Consider the following 20,179-nt stretch of genomic DNA (forward strand, 5'->3'; position numbering starts at 1 on the left):
GTGGTGGCCAAGTCGGTGTGCAGACATACGGCGCAAGGCCCGCTTGCCCGATTTGCTCCCGGCCACGGCGGGACTGGCAGGTGGCCCTCACCTTACGCCACCGGTGTGGCACGTAGCGTCGCTGAAAGAATCGCGTGATTAAGCTTGCAGCATGCCTGCTCGCACCGCGCTTTCTCCTGGTGTGCTGTCCCCGATGTTGCCGGTGCCCGCATGGATTCCGCGCCCCGAATACGTCGGCAAGTCGACCGTGCAGGAGGGCAGCGAGTCGTGGGTGCAGACACCGGAGGTGGTCGAGAAGATGCGCGTCGCCGGCCGGATTGCGGCCGGCGCCTTGACTGAGGCAGGTAAGGCAGTCGCGCCTGGAGTGACGACCGACGAGCTGGACCGGATTGTCCATGAATATATGGTCGACCACGGTGCCTACCCGTCAACCCTGGGCTACAAGGGCTACCCGAAGTCGTGTTGTACGTCGCTCAACGAAGTTATCTGTCACGGCATTCCAGACTCGACGGTGATCGCTGACGGTGACATCGTCAACATCGATGTCACGGCCTATATCGATGGCGTGCACGGCGATACCAATGCGACTTTTCTGTCTGGCGATGTCTGCGAATCTCACCGGCTACTTGTTGAGCGAACGCGTGAAGCGACAATGCGTGCGATCAACGCCGTTAAGCCTGGGCGTGCGTTGTCCATCGTTGGTCGGGTCATCGAGTCTTATGCAAACCGTTTCGGGTACAATGTGGTCCGTGACTTCACTGGTCATGGCATCGGTACCACGTTTCACAATGGGTTGGTTGTTTTGCATTACGACCAGCCCATTGTCACGACAATCATGCAGCCGGGTATGACATTCACCGTCGAGCCGATGATCAACCTGGGAACGCTAGATTATGATGTCTGGGATGACGGCTGGACGGTGGTTACCAAGGACCGTAAATGGACAGCGCAGTTTGAGCACACGCTGTTGGTGACCGACACCGGCGTCGATATTCTCACCGTGCAGTGATCTGGCCGGGTAAGCTGGTGGCATTGCACCTCGACGTGGATATTGGTCATAGGTATGCATGATGGCCTATCGTCGCGGCGACCGTTGGTGTGCGTGTAACTCGGCGATGCGTAGTAGCGCAACAGTTTGGTAAATACTGCCTTACTAATCACATAGGTAACTTAGGGGCATTCGGGACTCGCAGTGGTTTGAGACAACTCGCGGAAATGGTGTGTAAACACGTTGTCGCCTACAACATGCGTACCATGACCGCGTGCCCGACGAAATATTCCGGTCGCGGTTTTTATTATAGCCGGTCCGGAGACGGCCGTCATGGTCGTGGTACCCGGCGCTTGGCAGCGCTGGCTCACTCCCCTGCGAAGCGGTGTGCGAACGCCTACATACAGCTTCGCTGCGCACCTGCTGTTATTGGCCCCGACACCGCGACTGACCGGCCAAGTCGGTGGTGACCAGGGACCGCGTTGGCGGTGAACTCGCCTGGGGAAGGATTGGCTGCGACTAGGTTAGGTCGGTTCGTTGGTTTTGTCGCCATCCACCGCGGACATCCGCGGATGGCTGACCTCAAGGTGTGGTTCGCTGTGGAGGCTGTCCGCCGTTGGAGATCGCCACCACCATGCTGGTCAGTTTTCCCGAACGCTTGGGCGATGGTAAGTGGACAAGCCGGTGGCTAGTCTACACCGATTACCGTATGTTGAGTCTGCTGAGATGAAACAACGTCTAGGAGTTGACTGCACCAGTTGACTGCCGCGGTCATGTTGCGCACCAGCACCTACACCTAGTAGCGCCACCACATCTATCTCTGGCCGCGTGCCACAGGATGGCTTTGCGGTCTTCGCGCGATACGCGCCGAACAAATAAAAATTTACAAGCTATTTGACGACCGTAGCTGCTCGCTGAACAGCGTACATGGGGCTAGGAACCGTAGTTGCACCAAGCTAGTTGTTGGTGGCTATGTCGACCCGTACTACGCGGTGGCAGTCTTGATCGCGGCAGAGTTATCTAGACATAGAGCGAAAGCTGGCAGCCACCCGAGGCTGGCGCTAGCCATGTCGATGACGTTTCCGGCGCGGAACAGCTGCCAGCTTCGCTAGCTGAGGTTGTAGCCACCTACCTGAACAAGTCCAACGCGGTGGTCATAGATTAGGAGAAGAGTACGTGGATTTGAACGGCTCAAAGCCAAGAGTGGGTTTGACGGCCTACCTGGAGCAGGTGCACACGGGGATCTGGGACGTACCTGCGGGTTATCTCCCGGCCGATTACTTTCAATGTGTCGCCATGGCCGGCGGTATCGCGGTGCTATTGCCGCCGCAGCCGGTCGACCCCGAGATCGCCGGTCGCGCACTCGATGGCCTGGACGGTCTGGTGATCACCGGTGGTTATGATATCGATCCCGCTACTTACGGCCAGCGACCGCATCCGAGCACCGACGAGCCCCGTACTCCCCGAGACTCCTGGGAATTCGCACTGTTTGGTGCTGCGCTGCAGCGCGGGCTGCCGGTGCTAGGTATTTGCCGTGGCGCGCAGCTGCTTAATATTGCGCTGGGCGGCACGTTGCATCAGCACCTGCCTGAAGTGATCGGTCATAGCGAGCATTGGGTGGGCAACGCGGTGTTTAACAACTTGCTAGTTCGTACTGTGCCGGGTACTCGGTTGGCTGCTGTGCTGGGAGAGTCTGTCGAAGCGCGGTGCTACCACCATCAATCCATCGACAAGCTCGGTGACGGCCTGGTGGTCAGCGCATGGGACGCCGATGGCGTGGTCGAGGCGGTAGAGCTACCGGGGGACGCGTTTGTGCTTGGTGTGCAATGGCATCCGGAGAAGGCCCTGGGCGACCTGCGGCTGTTCACCGCGATCGTCGATGCTGCGTGTCGCTACGCTAATAGCAGGGGCGCAGAGTGCAGCTGACCAAAATGTGTTCATTGCGATCTGAGAGGGAGGGTCTAGCGGGGTCAATGTTACCCGAAGCCTACATCTCCTACATCGCTGCCGAGGTCGGGTAGTGGTTGTGTTGCGGGAGCCGTTCGCTGAGGTTGGGCAAAGATGTAAGATTTGTCGAGGTTTTTGAGCACGCCGAAATCTCAGCAGCGGGAAAGAGGTGTGAAAACAAGTATCGAGATCACCATTTCGGCTGGGGACGGCCGCGTCGTGAAAATTGATGATTGACGCCGATTCCCGACAGCTTATGCCCGGTAGTCTGTACCGCCGTGTCTCCAGTCTAGACGACGACATCGCCGATGCGGGATAGTACCGTGGATTATAGCGGCCCGAACAGTCCGGTGGATACGGCCTGATCGCGGCTCTAGACTTGCTCCTGGTCGTTCAGTAGTTCGCGCCAGGCGTCAGCTACGTCGACTGCGGCGCTGGGGTGAGTGTGCAGGTAGCGCATTCGCGGCTCTCCGGCGACCACCCCCGTACCCCTTGCGGCACAGTCGTGGGTCTGCTTTGACGTGGATGTGTGTGTCGTTAGGGACGTTGAGGACGCCATGGTTGGAGGTCACCTACAGCACTGCATTCCAGGGCAGTGCTGTAGGTGACCGGGTCAGCAACCCACTGACCTGGGTCTCTGCGTCGTGCCAGTGGGGCGAACCGATACCGAACGCATGGGCCTGCCGGTGTCTAGTTCGGTGATATAGCCATAGACCAGACCCGGCCCCGCGCGAAAACTCGTCGGTCAACTGTTGGGCGTAAGTCCTTGGTCGCGTTCGTGGGAACAAGCCGCACGCCGCGATATGCCGCATCGGTTAATTCGTTGCCGAGAAAACCTCTCCAGCAGCACCGTGAGTGCACTGATCCTGGCCTGCGTCAGCCGTTCGGACCAGGTAGGCAGTAGGCGACCATTAGTGGTGCAGCGGGTCGTCGCGTAACCGCATGTGGTTGAGCGCCTGGCCAGTGCCGGGAATGTTGCGGGCAAAGCCCAGGATGCTGTACTGACCGCCTTGTGCTCCGGTGCCAAGGGACACCAGGCTAGTCGGTGTGGTTGACGGAAGCATGCAGGGGAGTTAGTCGAGACGTCCGATGCTATCCGGGTCGGGCCGGTGGCGAGCAGCGGTGCATCATCGGTCAACACTTCGGTAACAGGTGTTGGCTCGTTGAGTCGACGAGCATCACCGTGACGCGATCAACTTGGTTGACCTGATTTATACGGCACAACCAATTCGTCAACGCCAGTTTGTCGAGCGCACCCGGAACCCTGAGCAGCGCAGCCGCAGTGGGCCAGTACGTCGCATATCGATTCGGGCACTGGACCAGGCATGGGCCCAGCCTGGCAGCAGATCGCATGTATCTCGACGTGGATCAGCCGTTGGCCCAGACACCACATCCACAGGTCGGAGTGCCGCACGGGTGATTGCATATCTGGTGCGGACGGCCAAGGAATCAGGTCGCGCTTTCGGGTGAGGCCCACTGCTCTTCGATACGGCCGTAGCGCAAGATCATTAGCGTTATAGCCCAGGTGATGACAAACAATGCCGACCGCCTAGTAGCCGACCTTCTTGAGGTCAAGATCATTTCCACAGTTACAAAACCCGCCCTGCTAGCCGCGAACGGGTCGGCGAACAGGCTGAATAGTTCGACGTTGACGATCCGCAGGGCGACGGCCGCCAACAGTCCGGTGATGGTGATGTTGTAATAAGTCTTATGCATCGAAGATTGGCAAAAATCCCAGCCCTAGGCAAAAGTTCATGAACGAACCCACCGATGCTATCCTGCAGACACATGCCGGCGGCGAACGGCACGGGCACGCATAGAATATGCGTGCCACGGCAGTACTTCGGCTGCGGTGGCGTGTGTCAGGGCTAGCGCGTGATCTCGGTGGCTGTGTCGAACACAGCTCAAACAACAACTCGATCGGGTACAGCGGTGCCAGGACTTGCTGATTAATGTGGTCCAGCGGCCGACAAAACGGTTGATCAGTACGCGGTTGTCTAACTGTTGTTCCAGCCCAGCTTCGTCGTAGCTGCTTGCGGGACAACTGTGCTAATACCCGCCAGCATGCTGATCCGGATGACGACGTTTAGCATCGCGATGCGGTAAGGAACGTCTTTGGGGCGTTGGTGCCAATCAGCGCTGTGCGATGGTGCAGTGCCGAGGAGTTATCTTTAACCGGTCCGACGATGGTTTGCATCCCGGTTGCTAGCGGCACCGCCAGCCCGAAAACCACTGTGGCGTGCTCCAGTGACACCGACCCGACACCCAGGGGATGTTTTCCATCGTTCACCAGCGTGCGGGTGGTGTTGTCGATCGCCGTTATATGGTCGGTGTCGAACGTGTACCGCAAGCCCAAGGTGTAGGCCGTCAACTTGATTCGGAGGTTCCTGGTAGCTCACGATGTGTGCACCCAGCAGGCACTCGCTGCCGTGCTCGGTGATGAGCGTACAATTCTGGTGGCGTCTTCCATGGCCTAGTCGTACGCCACGTTGCCGTAGTCCTGCACCGTGATGGAGAGTCGAGTCCATTTGCAAAAGCGTGATTTTCGGGTCAATACGACAGCATCCAGCGGGTACCGGCAAATACCGCCTACGGTACGCGCCGGAGGTTGGTCACGGCCATCGACCAAGTGTCGTACCAATCGCAGAAGAGATTATGCGCCACGATGTGGGCTTTGTGGTTGGCACCATGTTTAGGAAGATGCGGAGACGATACATTAGCGAGAGGGCAAACGCGAAGCGCGGCAGTACTTAATATTCTTCGACTACCACCCGACTGTCCTCGACTTCGATACCGTTCTGCTAGGAGCCGGGACGATCGGCATTGGACACCTGGCTGGTCGCCACCAGCAGCTGGTTGGCGTGCAACTCGTAACCATCGTCGAGAGCCACGATAACGCCAGAGCTAAGGTTCTGTGCCTCAAAGACGTTACGGTGGGTGCGCAGTTCCCATATGCATCGACGTGATGCGGGTGAACCGTTCGCAGATAATGTCATCGTAGTGCCGAAGCAATGCGCTGCCCCGGATCACCGGGATGACCTTTACCCCAGGAATGGAGAAGATGTGCGCGAATTCTGCTGCAAAAATCCTCTTCCGGCGATCACGGTATGTTCGGGCAGTTCAGATATCTGCATGACGTTATCGCTGGTGTGATACTCTAGCGTCGGACGCAAGGATGACAGGCGGAACCACTGGCCGCGGTCCCGTCACTATAACCACTTGTTCGGTAGTAAATTCTTCACCAGCATCGGTGCTCAGAAGATAACACCCGTCGGCTTGAACGGGTCCAAACCTGTTGTGTAGGTGGTACGCGTCGATATTATGCGCTTACCGTCGATACCGGTAGTACTCGCCGCTGAGCCCGATTGGATCGATCCGCGTGAGACGATATCATCCCAGCGCACCCGGTAGATGCGTACGTCGGTGCCATCTCGTACCGAAATCTGGATTAAATTGGTGGCCTTAGTAATATAGACGACCATCTTCGTAGGTAGGTATCCGGAGTTGAGGCAGGTCCCCACGAAGGTATCCTGCTTGCAGATCGCTTTCCGCTTGCTGGCATAGCGATCTGCGAGAATGCTGTTTTCCAAAAATGTTCGGATTATAGCGATATTGTATATTTTTATTTTATTGTGCTGCTTACCCTTTCCCTAACGATGCCGAGATCGATGGTGATGAAACTCTACACTCAGCTTCTTTGCGCTTTTTAGCATTACTGGTGTCGGTGTTGTCCCATAGTTTGAGATAAAAATCCTTTTGGTGATAGGTCATTTGGCGCGGCTGTGGCAGCAACACGAACATGTTGTATTGACATCCACTACAGGAAAGACGTTACTGCGGTTGCTTATACAACAGATCCACTGGGCGATTTGGGCAGTGTCGAAAACCGCGTAGCCGTGTTGCAGGGCCGTAGGACAGCTGCTTTTGCTCACGCTATGACCCGAGCTAAGAATCAAATTGGTTACCTTGACGTCTGGAGACCGCGATGCAGCTGTTCCTGTCCGCGGCGCATGATGTTTGAGCCAGCGGGCGGTAATCGGTAAGCCGTCCAGCGGCTTCCATTGCAGATTGGAGTCGAACTCCCCGTCGTAGTACGAGTGCGGGCTATACCTGTAACCACCATTACCTTGCAACGGACTACACCTTTGGTGCGCAGTCGAGATAGCGGCGTGATCGCTGCCGAGGCCATGCCCAGATGCAAAACCTCCGGGACCTGGAAATTCAGTTACGGGCTATTAAGGACTAGGATGCTAACGCTCGTGTGCGGGTACGACGCGCCGGCGCAACTGGTCCGCCCGGAGCGCCACGACGAGTCTGCCGGTGGGAATGGCTGTACACTAGCACTTTAGTTGGAACGTTCTGCTTGCTGATGACTGACAGAGGGTGTGTTCGAGTTCAGCGTCGTAGTTTTGCGACATGTTGGTGATGAAGTGCGGAGTTTGGTTAAGCTATCGTGACTGGCCGCACTTGTATGCGTTCTAGCGTATTAGAACGTGAGCCACGGTTGGTGAAGTGATAGGCCAGCTCGGCGTGGAAGAAGTAATAAGTGTATCCGTGCACCACCAAGACCGCATGCGCCGCTTCGGCTTCCTCCCAACGGATCAGGGTTATGATGATGTCCCCTTTACCTGTCGGGATTGTTTACTACTGCTAATAGCTGGGCAGAACATCGGGAACCCAGCCGGTCACGAGGTGAGCTTAGAGCGTGGTCACAGATTATGTGCGACTGGCTGAAGCGTTGTGTAGCATCTGGCTAAAGACCTTTGACGCTCAGATTCTTTACGAACTACTAGCAAGTTGCAGGTGGAGTTTTTTCGTCGTAGAACAGGCGTGTTAGTATCCGGAGCTGCACCAGTCTTGACTGGCTGGCCTAAACTTGGCACTTCTGGTTGGTAACGGCCGGACGCCGAGGTGGATCTGCACGCTGTGGCTGGTGGAGGAGCACTCCGGAGGCGAGAAGGTGTGGCGGATTGTCCTGTGTGCACCAAACGCAACGTACATGTTCGGAGACACACCACGCTGCTGCCGCGCAGCGGTGAGTACGTGTTTTCTTCCGGGTTGTTGGCCTGTGCTCACGATAGCGTGATCGGTCCCGATGAGGTCAAACTGTTTCACGATCATCTGGTCGATGTACTTCTCGACGCTGCGGCGGTGGGACGAATACACATCGAGCGTGACAGCATATCCTACTCGCATGAGGACCGGTTCGTGTTGATCGGCACGATGAATCCGGATTAGGCTGACCTGCGTCAGAAACTGTTGAACCGGTTCGTCCTTGCCTTGGACGTGAACGCGTTGCGTGACGTTGACGTGCGGGTGTAGGTGATTCGCCAGCGGATGACGTATGAAGCCGACCTGCCCGGATTCGTTGCGTGTTATGCCGAAGCTGGTGTCGAATTGTCCATCGGATCGTTGCCGCACGAGCCCTCGTTGACGACGTAATGTTTCTGGACAACGAATTACTGTGTAAAGCGGTGTTGTTTTCAGCATTCGATATGGATAGTATGTGGGTCGGTATTGACCCAGAAGTCGATCCCTATCTTTTCGGCGGAAGTCAGTTCGCTGTGGTATATTATGTTATTTAGCAATTGAGTTTGAAATCGAAGCTATAACAAGCGGCCAAACTGACTGCACCGCTATCCCCAAGGTATTTCGCGCCCGTGCGTTGATCGTCTCAGGCGTAGGCAAGAGCGCATCCGAACGGCGCTCACCGCTCGCAACGTCTATGGCAGTGTGGTGGTGGCCGCTGACAGCAGTGACGCCGACGCTCGCGGGCTTGCATTTTCGCCACTTTGCTTTTCGCCACCGAGCGGGCCGTTGCGGCCGGAGCCAGGCGACGTGCACCTTGCCATACGTCAGGGTCGCGAGGGCAACCTGGGTGATCTTCGTTGTGTATGCTTTATGCTCGATAGCTGCCCGGGATCGCATGGCCATGGTCAGGGGAGCCACCCTGTAGCTGCTGCGCGACGTCTACAAATGGTGGGACACGGTCGCGGTGATCACCTTCCGTCAGCGCTAAGCGAAAATTGCTGTTTCCGCTGATTTGCGTGTATCAGTTCCGTTTCTCAGCACGCAGGCTGGCCCGGACTGGACACCGGCGGCAAAATTTCCCTCGCCGACGGTCTGTTGGTGGTGCGCGAATTGGTTATCTGGGAAAAGGTGTGCGACCGGGGGCAACGTCCCTTGATGGTGGTACTCGCCTACGGCTGAGCTGTCGCAGGACCAGACACGTTGGTCCGCAGTCGAATCATGGCGTAACAACTGGAAGCCGAGAGCGCGTCCGTGGTGGTGAACTGCGAGACGTCGTATATGCGGCTGGCCAACTGGCCCGCCAGCTCGAGGCACCTACGGTGCGGCTCGAATAACTACGCGTCCACTATAAATTAATATGCGCCGTGCGTAGCGTGACCTAACTCGGTAAGCGCTTACGCCATAGGGTCGTTCGTTTCGAGTAACCGACGATGATATCAGCATTCGTGCCAGATATAATACGTTTAGTACTAGCAGTCCATATCGGTGCGAGCAAGAGCAAATCGACGGCGGTGTTCGGAATGGCGTTGCGGTCCTGGAATGTGTGGTCTGGACGTCGTCGTCTTCCAGTTCGTTAAGAACGCCAAGTGGAAAGTCTTCGAGGAGATGGTTTTTCGCCATTTTGGTCAGTTGCACGACCAGCATGGGATCGGTGGGACCGTCGAATGGCATAATATGGATGCAGACTGGTTATGGACGCGTACGTCGTGCAAGGCGGTAAGCGACCGCGATCACGCGGAGGCCACGACGGATGACTGGGCAACGCAATGGCTTCTATGGGCTGGATGCGTGCACCCACCTGTACCTGCCGAACTGGGGCTGGGTTGATTTAGACGGTGTGGTGGACGTGTTGGTGGCCCGGCCTGGTTAGCAACATGTGGTGATCATCGGACGTGATGTTTCGTCACTGCTTGTCGAGTCAGCTGATTTTAGCGAACTAGACGACCACAGTGAGACACCCGATGGACGCTGGACGTTTGTGGCATTGGGTCACAAAGCGAAGCCAGTACCGAAGGTGGTTGCCGCATCCCCGCATCACGCAGTGGAAATACCACTTTTGCAAGGGTTTGATCGGAACGCTGCGGAAGGTAGGTCATATTGTCGCACCGTTTGAGGTGGGTTTGAACTTTATCGGCCTTGGCTACCACACCGTGGCTGCGTCACGCCCCGGCCGCAATCTGGACTCGTTATTGGTGGGGGGAGCATTTCATTGTCCCGTGGTCTGCGTAAGTCGCCGTTGGCGCGGGCAACGTCGTGATCGAAGATGTGATGGGTTTGTTCGACGGACGCATTGTGTTAGCCGCGGCTAACACAATGCGTCCGAGGGTCCACCGCACACGTTATCGGCCTGCTAGGCGCTCCGGTTATCCTGTTGATCGATGCATGCGGTCAGAGCCACAGCATTGCTACTTCCCTGCACGGCTGTTCTAACGTTCGATACTGCTAACCAGGGTTGCCGGTGTGATCCTAAATTGGGTTGGTTTGGCCGGGCATGAGCAGGTACTACGGCAGGCATGTGAGTGGGTCGGTGTCGCGGTACTGGGCGCCACCCTGCGCGTTGCTGAATAGGATTTGCCGACAAGACATCTAGATCTTGGAACTGCCGTAGAGTACGAGCGTCGTGCGTACGTCGCGGTCGAGGCAATGACGGTCCTGGTCGCCCGCCATGTCGATCTGGTCGCTCTGTTTACCGCTGCCAGGTGCTGGGCTTCTGATCGGCCCTGGGACCCGGCAGCAGCAGTGGGCGCAACAACCGGCGGGTGTGCCACCGTGGCAATGGGAAAGGCATTCAGTTTCGGATACCCAAAGCACGCCGTATTGCTGTGGGCCGCTGGCACTGAAGTGGTCGAATTCAACCCGTTCGGTGATCCGTTGCCGGACAGCATGGACGCGGTGCTGCTGCCCGGTGGGTTCCCCGAGTAGTTCACTGCGTAGCTTGTCGCCAACGATGTCGGTCGTCGCCAAATAAAGGCACTGGCGACCGTCGGCGCTCCGGTGCATGCCGAATGCGCGGGCCTATCTACATGGTCTTCGAACTTGACGGACACCCGATGTGGGTGTAGCCGCCGGATCGGCGTGGTTCACTCCGTACCTGCAATTGGTATACGGTCATGCCGTGGCCGTGGCCGAGTCGGCGGTGTATGTTAGGTCCGCCAGCGGTTGGTCGGAGATGAGTTCCACCGAAATGTGGTCAAGTGTGCCCTATAGCTAGGCTAGTGTTAGATGTTCTGGACTCGCGATGTAGGCGGTGAGCATGGCACCATGCATGCCGGCGTCGTGGACGCTGGCAAGTACGCCTCGCCCTACGCGCCTATCCGGGTTGTTACGTTCGCACGCTGTCGCTTATCGAAGGTAACGTAATTGCAAAAGACTGGCGATCAACCCCGGATCCTAAGCTTGGTAGGTGATTGGAAACACTTACCTGGGCCAGTTGCGGCTGGCAGGTAAGCGGGTGGTGATCGGTGGAGGCACGATTGCTCAGCGCCGGTTCCCTCTAATCACCACCAACGGCGCCGACGTGCACGTAGTTTCCCGTACCGCCGCCGCGTCGTCAAGGCGATAAACGGAATTACTTTGTCGGCGCGGGAATACTGCTCTGGCTCCTTCGACGACGTCTGGTACGCGATCGCGGCCACTCGGTGAAGCGCAGGTGAATGAGGCGGTGGTCGCTGAGGCTGGGTCGTTGTCGAATTTTTTGCGTCTGCGCCGATATTGCTGATGAAGGGACGTCGGTGTCGTTCAGTTACGTGAGATTGTCGGTAGGCGTTCCGGTCGGTGGCGAGCACCGTCGGTCGGCAGCGCCGTGGTCGGCAATTCGCTGAGAGTGCACAAACGAAGTCTGATTCCCCTCGAAGACTTTGCAGGCTCCGCTGACGTCGTACGAGTTGGGACAGCACTGATCGCAGTGGTCCTGTTGATCCTGAGGTGATCATCGTGCTTGGCCGCCGTTTGTTGACCTAGGCCGATGGTGTGTTAACTGATCGACTTGCTCCGCCCGAACTGCCACCCGTACGGGTGTACGTGTAAGTCGTCGATGCCACCAAAGATCTCATACGGCCGAGCCATGGCCCAGGACGCAATCAATGACGTGATGATCGAAATGATCGAACGGGTCCGATCCGTGCGTTGTGTGGTCCGTCTCAAAGGCCCTCTGTCTTCGTTCGCGGTTATGGTTATGAGGAAGTCCCGGTGTGCGCTGGTGTCGGCATCCCGGTGACTGTGGTGCGAGTTATGACAATTGCCATAGCGCCGCCTGTGGTTGGTCGGCGTTTTTGTCACTCACCGGGCGATACATCACGAGTTCGTAGTAGTCAGCGGGCATCTCGCTCCCGGTCATCCCGAAATCGGCTAGTGAAAATTGGAATGCACTGGCTGCATTGTCGGGCACTATAGTTTTGAGCTTTGCTGATACCGGTCAAACGGATCGCACTTTTCGTCGATCACCGTTATCGGGGCTGCCGCAGCGTTTGGTCGTTTAAATTCTTTTTAAGATTACTGTAGGGTAACCTGCCATGGCCACTCTCCACGACCATGAGCGGGTAGTCCACAACTGGACAGCTGCACGACCGGGTTTTCCGGCCCCGTCGCGACTGACGCGGCAAGCGGAGCCCGCCTCAGAACGCACAAGCAAATATCCGACGTGGCTGCCTTCTGGTCGTTTCATTGCAGCGGTCATCGTGATCGGTGGCATGCAGCTATTGGCGACCATGGACAGCACTGTCGCCATCGTCGCGCTTCCCAAGATTCAAAACGAGCTGAGCCTGTCCGACGCCGGTCGTAGTTGGGGGATTACTGCTTACGTGCTGACATTCGGCGGGCTGATGTTGCTTGGTGGCCGCCTTGGCGACACTATTGGGCGCAAGCGCACGTTCATCGTCGGCGTCGCGCTGTTTACCATTTCCTCGGTGCTTTGTGCTGTGGCTTGGGACGAAGTGGCCTTGGTCATTGCTAGGCTATTGCAGGGCATCGGGTCGGCTATTGCATCACCGACCGGTCTCGCGCTGGTTGCGACCACCTTCTCGAAGGGTGCAGCGCGCAATACCGCTACGGCTGTGTTTGCCGCCATGACGGCAATCGGCTCGGTGATGGGTCTCGTGGTTGGCGGGGCGCTTACCGAGGTGTCGTGGCGACTGGCGTTTTTAGTGAATATGCCGATTGGGTTGGTGATGATTTACCTGGCCCGCACCGTTTTGCATGAAACCCACAAGGAGTGGATGAAGCTGGATGCGGCTGGGGCCATTCTGGCCACGCTGGCTTGCACCGCCGCCGTTTTCGCCTTCTCGATGGGACCGGAGAAGGGTTGGGTTTCGCTGACTACGATCGGTTCGGGCTTGGTGGCATTGGTAGCCGCTATAGCATTTGCCGTCGTGGAACGTACTGCCGAAAATCCTGTCATACCGTTTGACCTGTTCCGGGACCGTAATCGGCTGTTCACCTTCATCGCGATTTTCCTGGCCGGTGGCGTCATGTTCAGCTTGACCATATCCATCGGCCTATACATACAGGACATCTTGGGCTACAGCGCGCTGCGCGCGGGCATCGGCTTTATCCCGTTCGTCATCGCGATGGGAATCGGTCTGGGCGTGTCCTCACAGTTGGTGTCTCGGTTTTCGCCAAGGGTATTGACAATAGGTGGTGGATGGCTGCTCGTGGTCGCGATGCTGTATGGCTGGGCGTTCATGAACCGCGGCGTTCCCTATTGTCCCAACCTGTTAGCGCCCATCGTTGTTGGTGGAATCGGCATCGGCATGGCCGTCGTCCCGCTGACGCTGTCTGCTATTGCCGGGGTAGGTTTCGATCGGATCGGCCCGGTGTCGGCGATAGCGCTAATGCTGCAGAGCCTTGGCGGGCCACTCGTGCTGGCCGTCATCCAGGCGGTCATCACCTCGCGCACGCTGTACCTGGGCGGTACCACCGGCCCAGTGAAGTTTATGAACGACGCGCAGTTGCATGCACTTGATCAAGGCTACACCTATGGCCTGCTTTGGGTGGCCGGAGCGGTCGTCGTCGTGGGCGGGGCGGCGCTGTTCATTGGGTACGCCCCCGAGCAGGTGGCCTACGCGCAGGAGGTCAAGGAAGCGATCGACGCCGGCGAACTATAGTCCGTCGTCGGGTTGCTCTCGCGCTAGCTATTCGTTGCCGCCCGGGAAGGCGGTGGTGATGGGCCAGGCGCCCAGCACTTTGTTCCATCGGGCGGCCATGACCGCGCTTTGGGCTAGGGCTATCGCGGCGAACGCGCTGTCATCGGTCGTCTTGGCGTGTTCGGCGACGGCCCGCCAGGCTGTCGCTCCGTTGTTTTCCATCCGCGCGGCCAGGCGCGCCACATCGGCCGCGCTGCCGACCAGCATGGGCAGCTGGTAGCCGGATGCGGCGACTGGAGGAGTGACTCGGCGGGCGGTCAGCATTGCGATGACATCGTCGCGCCGTTGGCGATGCTGGGTCAGGGCGTCCACCACCAGGCTGTTGGCACTCGGGGGCGACAACGCCGACACGATGCCGTAGCCATAAATGGTCGAGTGCTCGACGGCAAGCGCCTCGCTCAGCGCAGCGTTGTCGGAGTCCTTACTAACCGGGGTTCGCTTAGGTGTGGCGACCGGGGCGGGTGCGCTGGGCTCAATGGACGTCATATTGATGGACCTCCAGGCACGAGCGCAACCGTGTAGGACGCTGTGCAGGAAGCGGCTATAGAGGCGAGTAGGCCGGCCCGGTACCCCGATGAGGTGGAGACTAGGCGACTGGCACCCTCCGCTGATGTGCGCAGTGCATCGATCACGTCGGATATCGGTGGCGGTGGCTTCGGCGGCGGACTAGCTGGGCTGGGGCCGGGGCTGGTTGTGTCGTTTGCGTAGGAGGAGAGCTTGCCGGTGCCCTGGGAGATCTCGGTGGCCAGCGCTCGGGCATGCGCGGCGCGTTGGATGGCGACCACAGCCAGCGCGGCAGTGATCTGCGGCAGGTTACCGATGGCAGTCGCGGCGGCGGAAGCCAACGCACTATCGTGTCTTGCCTGGTCCAACGGACCTAGTAGCTCTTCGATCTCCGGGGTCTTGGCGGGGGACGCACTGCAGGCGGAGAAACACACCCCGAGCACAGCGAGGGCGCCACCACCGGCGAGTACACCGCGCCTGTTGATAACGGGTACTGCGCTGGGCACAGCAACATCCTGCCATTCGGACCGATTGAGGCACGATGAGGCGTGATGAGCTGATCTTGACGATACGATCATATCCTGATTCACGATTCCTGACGTATCGTTGGCCATTGGATTCCGCCGACAACTCAAGATGAGGAACTCGCCGTGAACACCGAGCTACCTTCGCAGTTACAGGTCATCGAGCTGCTCGGTGGAGAGTTCGCGCGTGCAAGCTACGAGGTCGGATATGTGATCATCCACCCCCGGTCCCAACTGCTCTGGATTACTGTGCGTGCCGATAGTGACACAGTCCTCGGTCGGGACACAATAGCCATTCTGTCACGTTCGGCATCGGCTTTACTAGACAGCCTGGATAACATCGCGGAACGCTACGTCCTAGAGCTCAGTTCGCCCGATATGGCGCAACCGTTGGCCAGCGAAAAACACTTTCGTCGCGACCGTGGCCTCGAGGTTGAACTGGCTGTCGTCGGACGTATCCCAGCTGACCGATCGAATTGGGGAGACGTGCGACGACACGGTGACGTCGGTGATCCGCGAAGACCGCCACCGTAGGGGTATGCGCGATCCCGCTTATTGAAATCATGAAACCTGTTGTCCAGGTGGAATTTTCACTACAAGCGTAGTTGGAACTGGCGACTGGGGTGATCAGAGGGCAAGCCAGCGGAACGGAGGCCGGAGGGTGAACATCGACATGGCTGCGCTACATGCGATCGAGATGGATCGGGGTATCTCGGTCAATGAGTTGCTCGACACGATTAGGTCCGCCCTGCTGACCGCTTACCGGCATACCCAGGGGCATCAGATAGACGCGCGTATCGACATCGACCGCAAAACCGGCGTTGTGAGAGTGATTGCCCGCGAGGTCGATGACGACGGCAACGTCATCAGTGAATGGGATGACACCCCGGAGGGTTTTGGCCGGATCGCGGCTACTACCGCGCGGCAGGTGATGCTGCAACGATTTCGCGATGCCGAAAATGAGCGCACTTACGGTGAGTTCTCCACCCGCGAGGGCGAGATCGTCGCGGGTGTGATCCAGCGTGACAGTCGGGCCAACGCCCGTGGACTAGTCGTCGTCCGGATGGGTAGTGAGACCAAGGCCTCCGAAGGAGTGATTCCGGCAGCTGAACAGGTCCTTGGCGAGAGCTACGAACATGGCAACCGTTTGCGGTGCTACGTGGTCGGCGTGACTCGTGGGGCGCGTGAGCCGCTGATCACCTTGTCTCGTACCCACCCCAACCTGGTACGCAAGCTTTTCTCGTTGGAAGTCCCGGAGATCGCCGACGGGTCGGTGGAGATCGTGTCGGTGGCTCGGGAGGCCGGCCATCGCTCCAAGATTGCGGTAGTCTCCCGCGTTCCCGGTCTGAATGCCAAAGGGGCCTGTATCGGTCCGATGGGACAACGGGTCCGAAATGTGATGAGCGAACTTTCCGGAGAAAAGATCGACATCATCGATTATGACGAGGACCCGGCCCGTTTCGTCGCCAACGCATTGTCGCCCGCAAAGGTGGTCTCGGTGTCGGTTATCGATAAGACTGCCCGGGCAGCCCGCGTAGTGGTTCCCGACTTTCAGTTGTCGTTGGCCATTGGCAAGGAGGGCCAGAACGCGCGGCTAGCCGCTCGGCTTACCGGGTGGCGTATCGACATTCGCGGTGATTCGCCGCCATGCTCGGCTGGCCAGTCGGAACAGAATGCCAGCCATGGGATGGCGCACGAGCGCTAATGATTGCGCGCAAGCGCGGCGAGCCATCACCATCAACCTAGCGCAGCCCCCAGGGGGGCGAGCTGGGCAGTTTGGTTAGAGCGCAGCTCACCGGGTGGTTCCGACCAGCAGTGCGGTAACGCTACACTTAGCCGTGATCCAGCGTGAGCCTTCGGCCTCGGCCCGTCACCACACTGATGGACCGGTGCGGACGTGTGTCGGGTGCCGAAAGCGAGAGTTGGCCGTCGAACTGCTTCGAGTGGTTGCGCCGTCAACCGTGAATGGCAATTATGCAGTGATCGTTGACACAGCGAGTAGCCTTTCGGGACGGGGTGCGTGGTTGCATCCTGACATGCAGTGCGTGCAACAAGCGATTCGACGGCGGACTTTCACCAGGGCGCTGCGCATCGCCGGTTCACCGGACACATCCGCGGTGGTCGAGCACATAGATTTTCTCAGTGCACCAGATCGTCCCGGCAACAGAACAGGTAGCAAAGAACATGAGCACACCGTGAAGTCCCGATGATAATGCGTCATAGCTAAACCCGGAGGCGCGGCCCACCACTGTCGCCTCATAGACAGGAGATCGTAGTGGCAGGTAAGGCCCGCGTACACGAGTTGGCTAAGGAACTCGGTGTTACCAGCAAAGAAGTCCTCGCCCGGCTAAATGAGCAAGGCGAATTCGTTAAGTCTGCATCGTCGACGGTCGAGGCACCAGTCGCTCGCCGGCTCCGTGAATCGTTCGGTGGCAGCAAGCCGGCTGCGGATAAATGTGCTGAGAAGGTAGCCGCAAAAGCCCCGACCAAACGCCTCAGCGAGTCGCTCGACCAAACCCTTGACCGGGCTCTCGACAAGGCGGTTGCAGGCAATGGTGGGACGACTGCTGCGTCAGTACAGGTCGCTAACTCCGCTGCAATGGCACCTACTGGGGCTGGCGAGGGCCCCTCAACCGCGCATCGTGAGCCACTGGCTCCGCCTGCAGGACAGCCTTCGGGGCAGCCGGGAGTGCCGATTCCTGGCGAACAGGGTACTCCAGCGGCGCCCCATCCGGAGATGCCGACCGGACCGCGCCCCGGGCCGGCACCTAAGCCAGGGGGTCGTCCCCCGCGCGTTGGTAACAACCCGTTTTCGTCGGCGCCATCTGTCGACCGGCCCACCCCGCGTCCGCCGGCATCCCGACCGAGCGCTTCGCCAAGCAGCATGTCGCCGCGTCTCGGAGGTGCAGTTGGAGGACCCCGTCCACCGCGCACTGGCGTGCCCCGACCCGGTGAGGGTCGGTCGGGCGCTCGCGGTGGCGGTCGCTCCGATGGGGGTAGCGGTAACTACCGCGGCGGGAGTTTCGGCGCCGTACCGGGCGGCGGTTCGGGAGGTTTTCGTGGTCGTTCCGGTGGTGGTGGCCCCGGTGGTGGTGGCCGGCCCGGACAGCGCGGCGGTGCGGCCGGTGCGTTTGGCCGTCCTGGCGGTGCCCCCCGGCGCGGTCGTAAGTCCAAGCGGCAGAAGCGTCAGGAATACGATTCGATGCAAGCTCCTGTCGTTGGCGGCGTGCGGTTACCGCACGGCGACGGCGAGACGATTCGATTGGCGCGCGGAGCATCCCTCTCGGACTTCGCCGAGAAAATTGACGCCAATCCGGCTGCACTGGTGCAGGCGCTGTTTAACCTCGGGGAGATGGTGACGGCAACCCAATCGGTCGGTGACGAGACACTCGAGTTGTTGGGCAGCGAGATGAATTACAACGTCCAGGTCATCAGCCCCGAGGACGAAGACCGTGAGCTGCTAGAACCCTTCGACCTCACCTACGGTGAGGACCAAGGGGACGAAAACGAGCTGCAGACCCGTCCGCCGGTCGTGACCGTGATGGGCCACGTCGACCACGGCAAGACCCGCCTGCTGGACACTATCCGAAAGGCCAACGTCCGCGAGGCTGAGGCTGGCGGCATCACCCAGCACATCGGTGCCTACCAAGTCGGAGTCGACCTCGACGGCAGCGAGCGGCTGATCACCTTCATCGACACCCCGGGCCACGAGGCGTTCACCGCCATGCGTGCTCGGGGTGCCAAGGCCACCGACATCGCCATCCTGGTAGTTGCCGCCGACGACGGCGTGATGCCGCAGACGGTGGAGGCCATCAATCATGCGCAGGCCGCCGGCGTGCCGATCGTGGTTGCGGTCAACAAGATCGACAAGGAGGGTGCTGACCCAGCTAAGATCCGTGGCCAGCTCACCGAATATGGTTTGGTGGCCGAGGATTTCGGTGGTGACACCATGTTCGTCGACATCTCGGCAAAGGCGGGCACCAACATCGAGGCCCTGCTCGAGGCGGTGCTGCTGACCGCTGATGCCGCTCTGGACTTGCGGGCTAACTCCGGCATGGAGGCCCAGGGTGTGGCGATCGAGGCGCACCTGGACCGCGGTCGAGGTCCGGTCGCCACGGTGTTGGTACAGCGCGGTACATTGCGCGTCGGCGACTCGGTCGTCGCCGGCGACGCGTATGGCCGTGTCCGTCGCATGGTCGACGAACACGGCGAGGACGTCGAAGCGGCGCTGCCGTCGAGTCCGGTGCAGGTCATCGGGTTCACGTCGGTACCCGGCGCTGGTGACAACTTCCTGGTCGTCGACGAGGATCGTATCGCCCGCCAGATCGCCGACCGGCGCAGCGCCCGTAAGCGCAACGCCTTGGCGGCGCGTTCGCGCAAGCGAATCAGCCTGGAGGACCTTGACTCGGTGTTGAAGGAAACCAGCCAGTTGAACCTGATCCTCAAAGGCGACAACGCTGGTACGGTCGAGGCGCTGGAAGAGGCGCTGATGGGCATACAGGTCGACGACGAAGTCGCGTTGCGCGTTATTGATCGAGGCGTCGGTGGCATCACCGAGACCAATGTCAATCTTGCGTCGGCCTCGGATGCGATCATTATCGGCTTCAATGTGCGCGCTGAAGGTAAAGCCACCGAGTTGGCCATCCGCGAGGGTGTGGAGATTCGCTACTACTTGGTGATCTACCAAGCGATCGATGATATCGAAAAGGCCCTGCGTGGCATGCTCAAACCGGTTTACGAAGAGAATCAGCTGGGGCGTGCCGAGATCCGGGCGCTGTTCCGTTCCTCAAAAGTAGGCATCATTGCCGGCTGCATAATCAGTTCGGGTGTGGTGCGGCGTAACGCGAAGGCCAGGCTGTTGCGAGACAACATCGTGGTCACTGACAACCTCACGGTGATCTCGCTGCGTCGGGAAAAAGATGACGTGACCGAGGTGCGCGAGGGCTTCGAGTGTGGTATGACGTTGGGCTACTCCGATATCAAGGAGGGTGATGTCATTCAATCCTACGAGTTGGTAGAGAAACAACGTGCGTAGGAGGAAAGTT

General features: G+C 59.0%; 14 protein-coding genes and 5 pseudogenes. 12 read left to right on the forward strand and 7 right to left on the reverse strand.

Going from position 1 to position 20,179, the window contains the following annotated elements; all coding sequences use genetic code 11:
• The first annotated feature begins 151 nt into the window (after nt 1–151).
• On the forward strand, nt 152–1,009 hold the full coding sequence (gene map / locus MLPF_RS08225) for a type I methionyl aminopeptidase (protein ID WP_045843239.1): 858 nt from the start codon (nt 152–154) through the stop codon (nt 1,007–1,009).
• Nucleotides 1,010–2,164: 1,155 nt separating this feature from the next.
• Nucleotides 2,165–2,914 carry a gamma-glutamyl-gamma-aminobutyrate hydrolase family protein gene (locus MLPF_RS08230; protein ID WP_045843238.1) on the forward strand — a complete coding sequence of 250 codons (750 nt, stop codon included), beginning with the start codon at nt 2,165–2,167 and terminating at the stop codon, nt 2,912–2,914.
• Nucleotides 2,915–3,846: 932 nt separating this feature from the next.
• On the opposite strand, the gene MLPF_RS15785 is transcribed toward MLPF_RS08230, so the two are convergent.
• The 5 genes from MLPF_RS15785 to MLPF_RS08250 all read right to left on the reverse strand — a co-directional run bounded on the left by MLPF_RS15785 (nt 3,847) and on the right by MLPF_RS08250 (nt 6,456).
• Nucleotides 3,847–3,969, reverse strand: coding sequence for a hypothetical protein (locus MLPF_RS15785; RefSeq protein WP_272946113.1), 123 nt, complete (start codon nt 3,967–3,969; stop codon nt 3,847–3,849).
• A 415-nt stretch (nt 3,970–4,384) separates the two neighbouring features.
• Complete coding sequence (locus tag MLPF_RS08235) at nt 4,385–4,651, reverse strand: hypothetical protein (protein ID WP_050039172.1); 267 nt, start codon at nt 4,649–4,651, stop codon at nt 4,385–4,387.
• A 370-nt stretch (nt 4,652–5,021) separates the two neighbouring features.
• Nucleotides 5,022–5,306, reverse strand: a complete 285-nt coding sequence (locus tag MLPF_RS08240; RefSeq protein ID WP_050039171.1) for a HoxN/HupN/NixA family nickel/cobalt transporter — start codon at nt 5,304–5,306, stop codon at nt 5,022–5,024.
• A gap of 430 nt (nt 5,307–5,736) precedes the next feature.
• The gene (locus tag MLPF_RS08245; protein ID WP_156147137.1) at nt 5,737–5,931 is read right to left on the reverse strand and encodes a hypothetical protein; all 195 of its coding nucleotides are present in this window, start codon (nt 5,929–5,931) and stop codon (nt 5,737–5,739) included.
• A gap of 258 nt (nt 5,932–6,189) precedes the next feature.
• A complete protein-coding gene (locus tag MLPF_RS08250) occupies nt 6,190–6,456 on the reverse strand; it encodes a hypothetical protein (RefSeq protein WP_156147136.1) in 267 nt (88 codons plus the stop codon).
• Nucleotides 6,457–7,963: 1,507 nt separating this feature from the next.
• Between MLPF_RS08250 and MLPF_RS17460 the strand changes: the two are divergent.
• The 6 genes and pseudogenes from MLPF_RS17460 to MLPF_RS08280 all read left to right on the forward strand — a co-directional run.
• Nucleotides 7,964–9,300: pseudogene (locus MLPF_RS17460) on the forward strand (hypothetical protein); the annotation flags it as partial.
• A 101-nt stretch (nt 9,301–9,401) separates the two neighbouring features.
• Nucleotides 9,402–9,942, forward strand: a pseudogene (locus MLPF_RS08260) (cob(I)yrinic acid a,c-diamide adenosyltransferase); the annotation flags it as partial.
• A gap of 49 nt (nt 9,943–9,991) precedes the next feature.
• Nucleotides 9,992–11,167 (forward strand): annotated as a pseudogene (locus tag MLPF_RS08265) (cobyrinic acid a,c-diamide synthase CobB); the annotation flags it as partial.
• 21 nt (nt 11,168–11,188) lie between these two features.
• Nucleotides 11,189–11,326 (forward strand): hypothetical protein, encoded by a 138-nt coding sequence (locus tag MLPF_RS08270; protein ID WP_156147135.1) that lies wholly within the window; start codon nt 11,189–11,191, stop codon nt 11,324–11,326.
• Nucleotides 11,327–11,369: 43 nt separating this feature from the next.
• Nucleotides 11,370–12,372, forward strand: a pseudogene (locus MLPF_RS16260) (NAD(P)-dependent oxidoreductase); the annotation flags it as partial.
• A gap of 105 nt (nt 12,373–12,477) precedes the next feature.
• The gene (locus tag MLPF_RS08280) at nt 12,478–14,067 is read left to right on the forward strand and encodes an MFS transporter (RefSeq protein WP_045843236.1); all 1,590 of its coding nucleotides are present in this window, start codon (nt 12,478–12,480) and stop codon (nt 14,065–14,067) included.
• Nucleotides 14,068–14,094: 27 nt separating this feature from the next.
• Here MLPF_RS08280 and MLPF_RS08285 read toward each other — a convergent pair whose 3' ends face one another.
• Entirely contained in the window at nt 14,095–14,583 is a 489-nt protein-coding gene (locus MLPF_RS08285) for a ferritin-like domain-containing protein (protein ID WP_420329610.1), read from the reverse strand.
• 5 nt (nt 14,584–14,588) lie between these two features.
• Complete coding sequence (locus MLPF_RS08290; RefSeq protein ID WP_045843246.1) at nt 14,589–15,116, reverse strand: hypothetical protein; 528 nt, start codon at nt 15,114–15,116, stop codon at nt 14,589–14,591.
• A gap of 144 nt (nt 15,117–15,260) precedes the next feature.
• Here MLPF_RS08290 and MLPF_RS08295 point away from each other — a divergent pair.
• The 4 genes and pseudogenes from MLPF_RS08295 (at nt 15,261) to infB (ending at nt 20,169) form a co-directional block, all read left to right on the forward strand.
• A pseudogene (locus MLPF_RS08295) lies at nt 15,261–15,739 on the forward strand (LSm family protein).
• 56 nt (nt 15,740–15,795) lie between these two features.
• A complete protein-coding gene (gene nusA, locus MLPF_RS08300) occupies nt 15,796–16,839 on the forward strand; it encodes a transcription termination factor NusA (RefSeq protein WP_045843234.1) in 1,044 nt (347 codons plus the stop codon).
• A 133-nt stretch (nt 16,840–16,972) separates the two neighbouring features.
• Nucleotides 16,973–17,344 (forward strand): YlxR family protein, encoded by a 372-nt coding sequence (locus MLPF_RS08305; RefSeq protein WP_193386749.1) that lies wholly within the window; start codon nt 16,973–16,975, stop codon nt 17,342–17,344.
• A gap of 65 nt (nt 17,345–17,409) precedes the next feature.
• The gene (infB, locus tag MLPF_RS08310; RefSeq protein WP_045843233.1) at nt 17,410–20,169 is read left to right on the forward strand and encodes a translation initiation factor IF-2; all 2,760 of its coding nucleotides are present in this window, start codon (nt 17,410–17,412) and stop codon (nt 20,167–20,169) included.
• Nucleotides 20,170–20,179 lie beyond the last annotated feature (10 nt).

Source organism: Mycobacterium lepromatosis (assembly GCF_000975265.2).
Lineage (GTDB): Bacteria > Actinomycetota > Actinomycetes > Mycobacteriales > Mycobacteriaceae > Mycobacterium > Mycobacterium lepromatosis.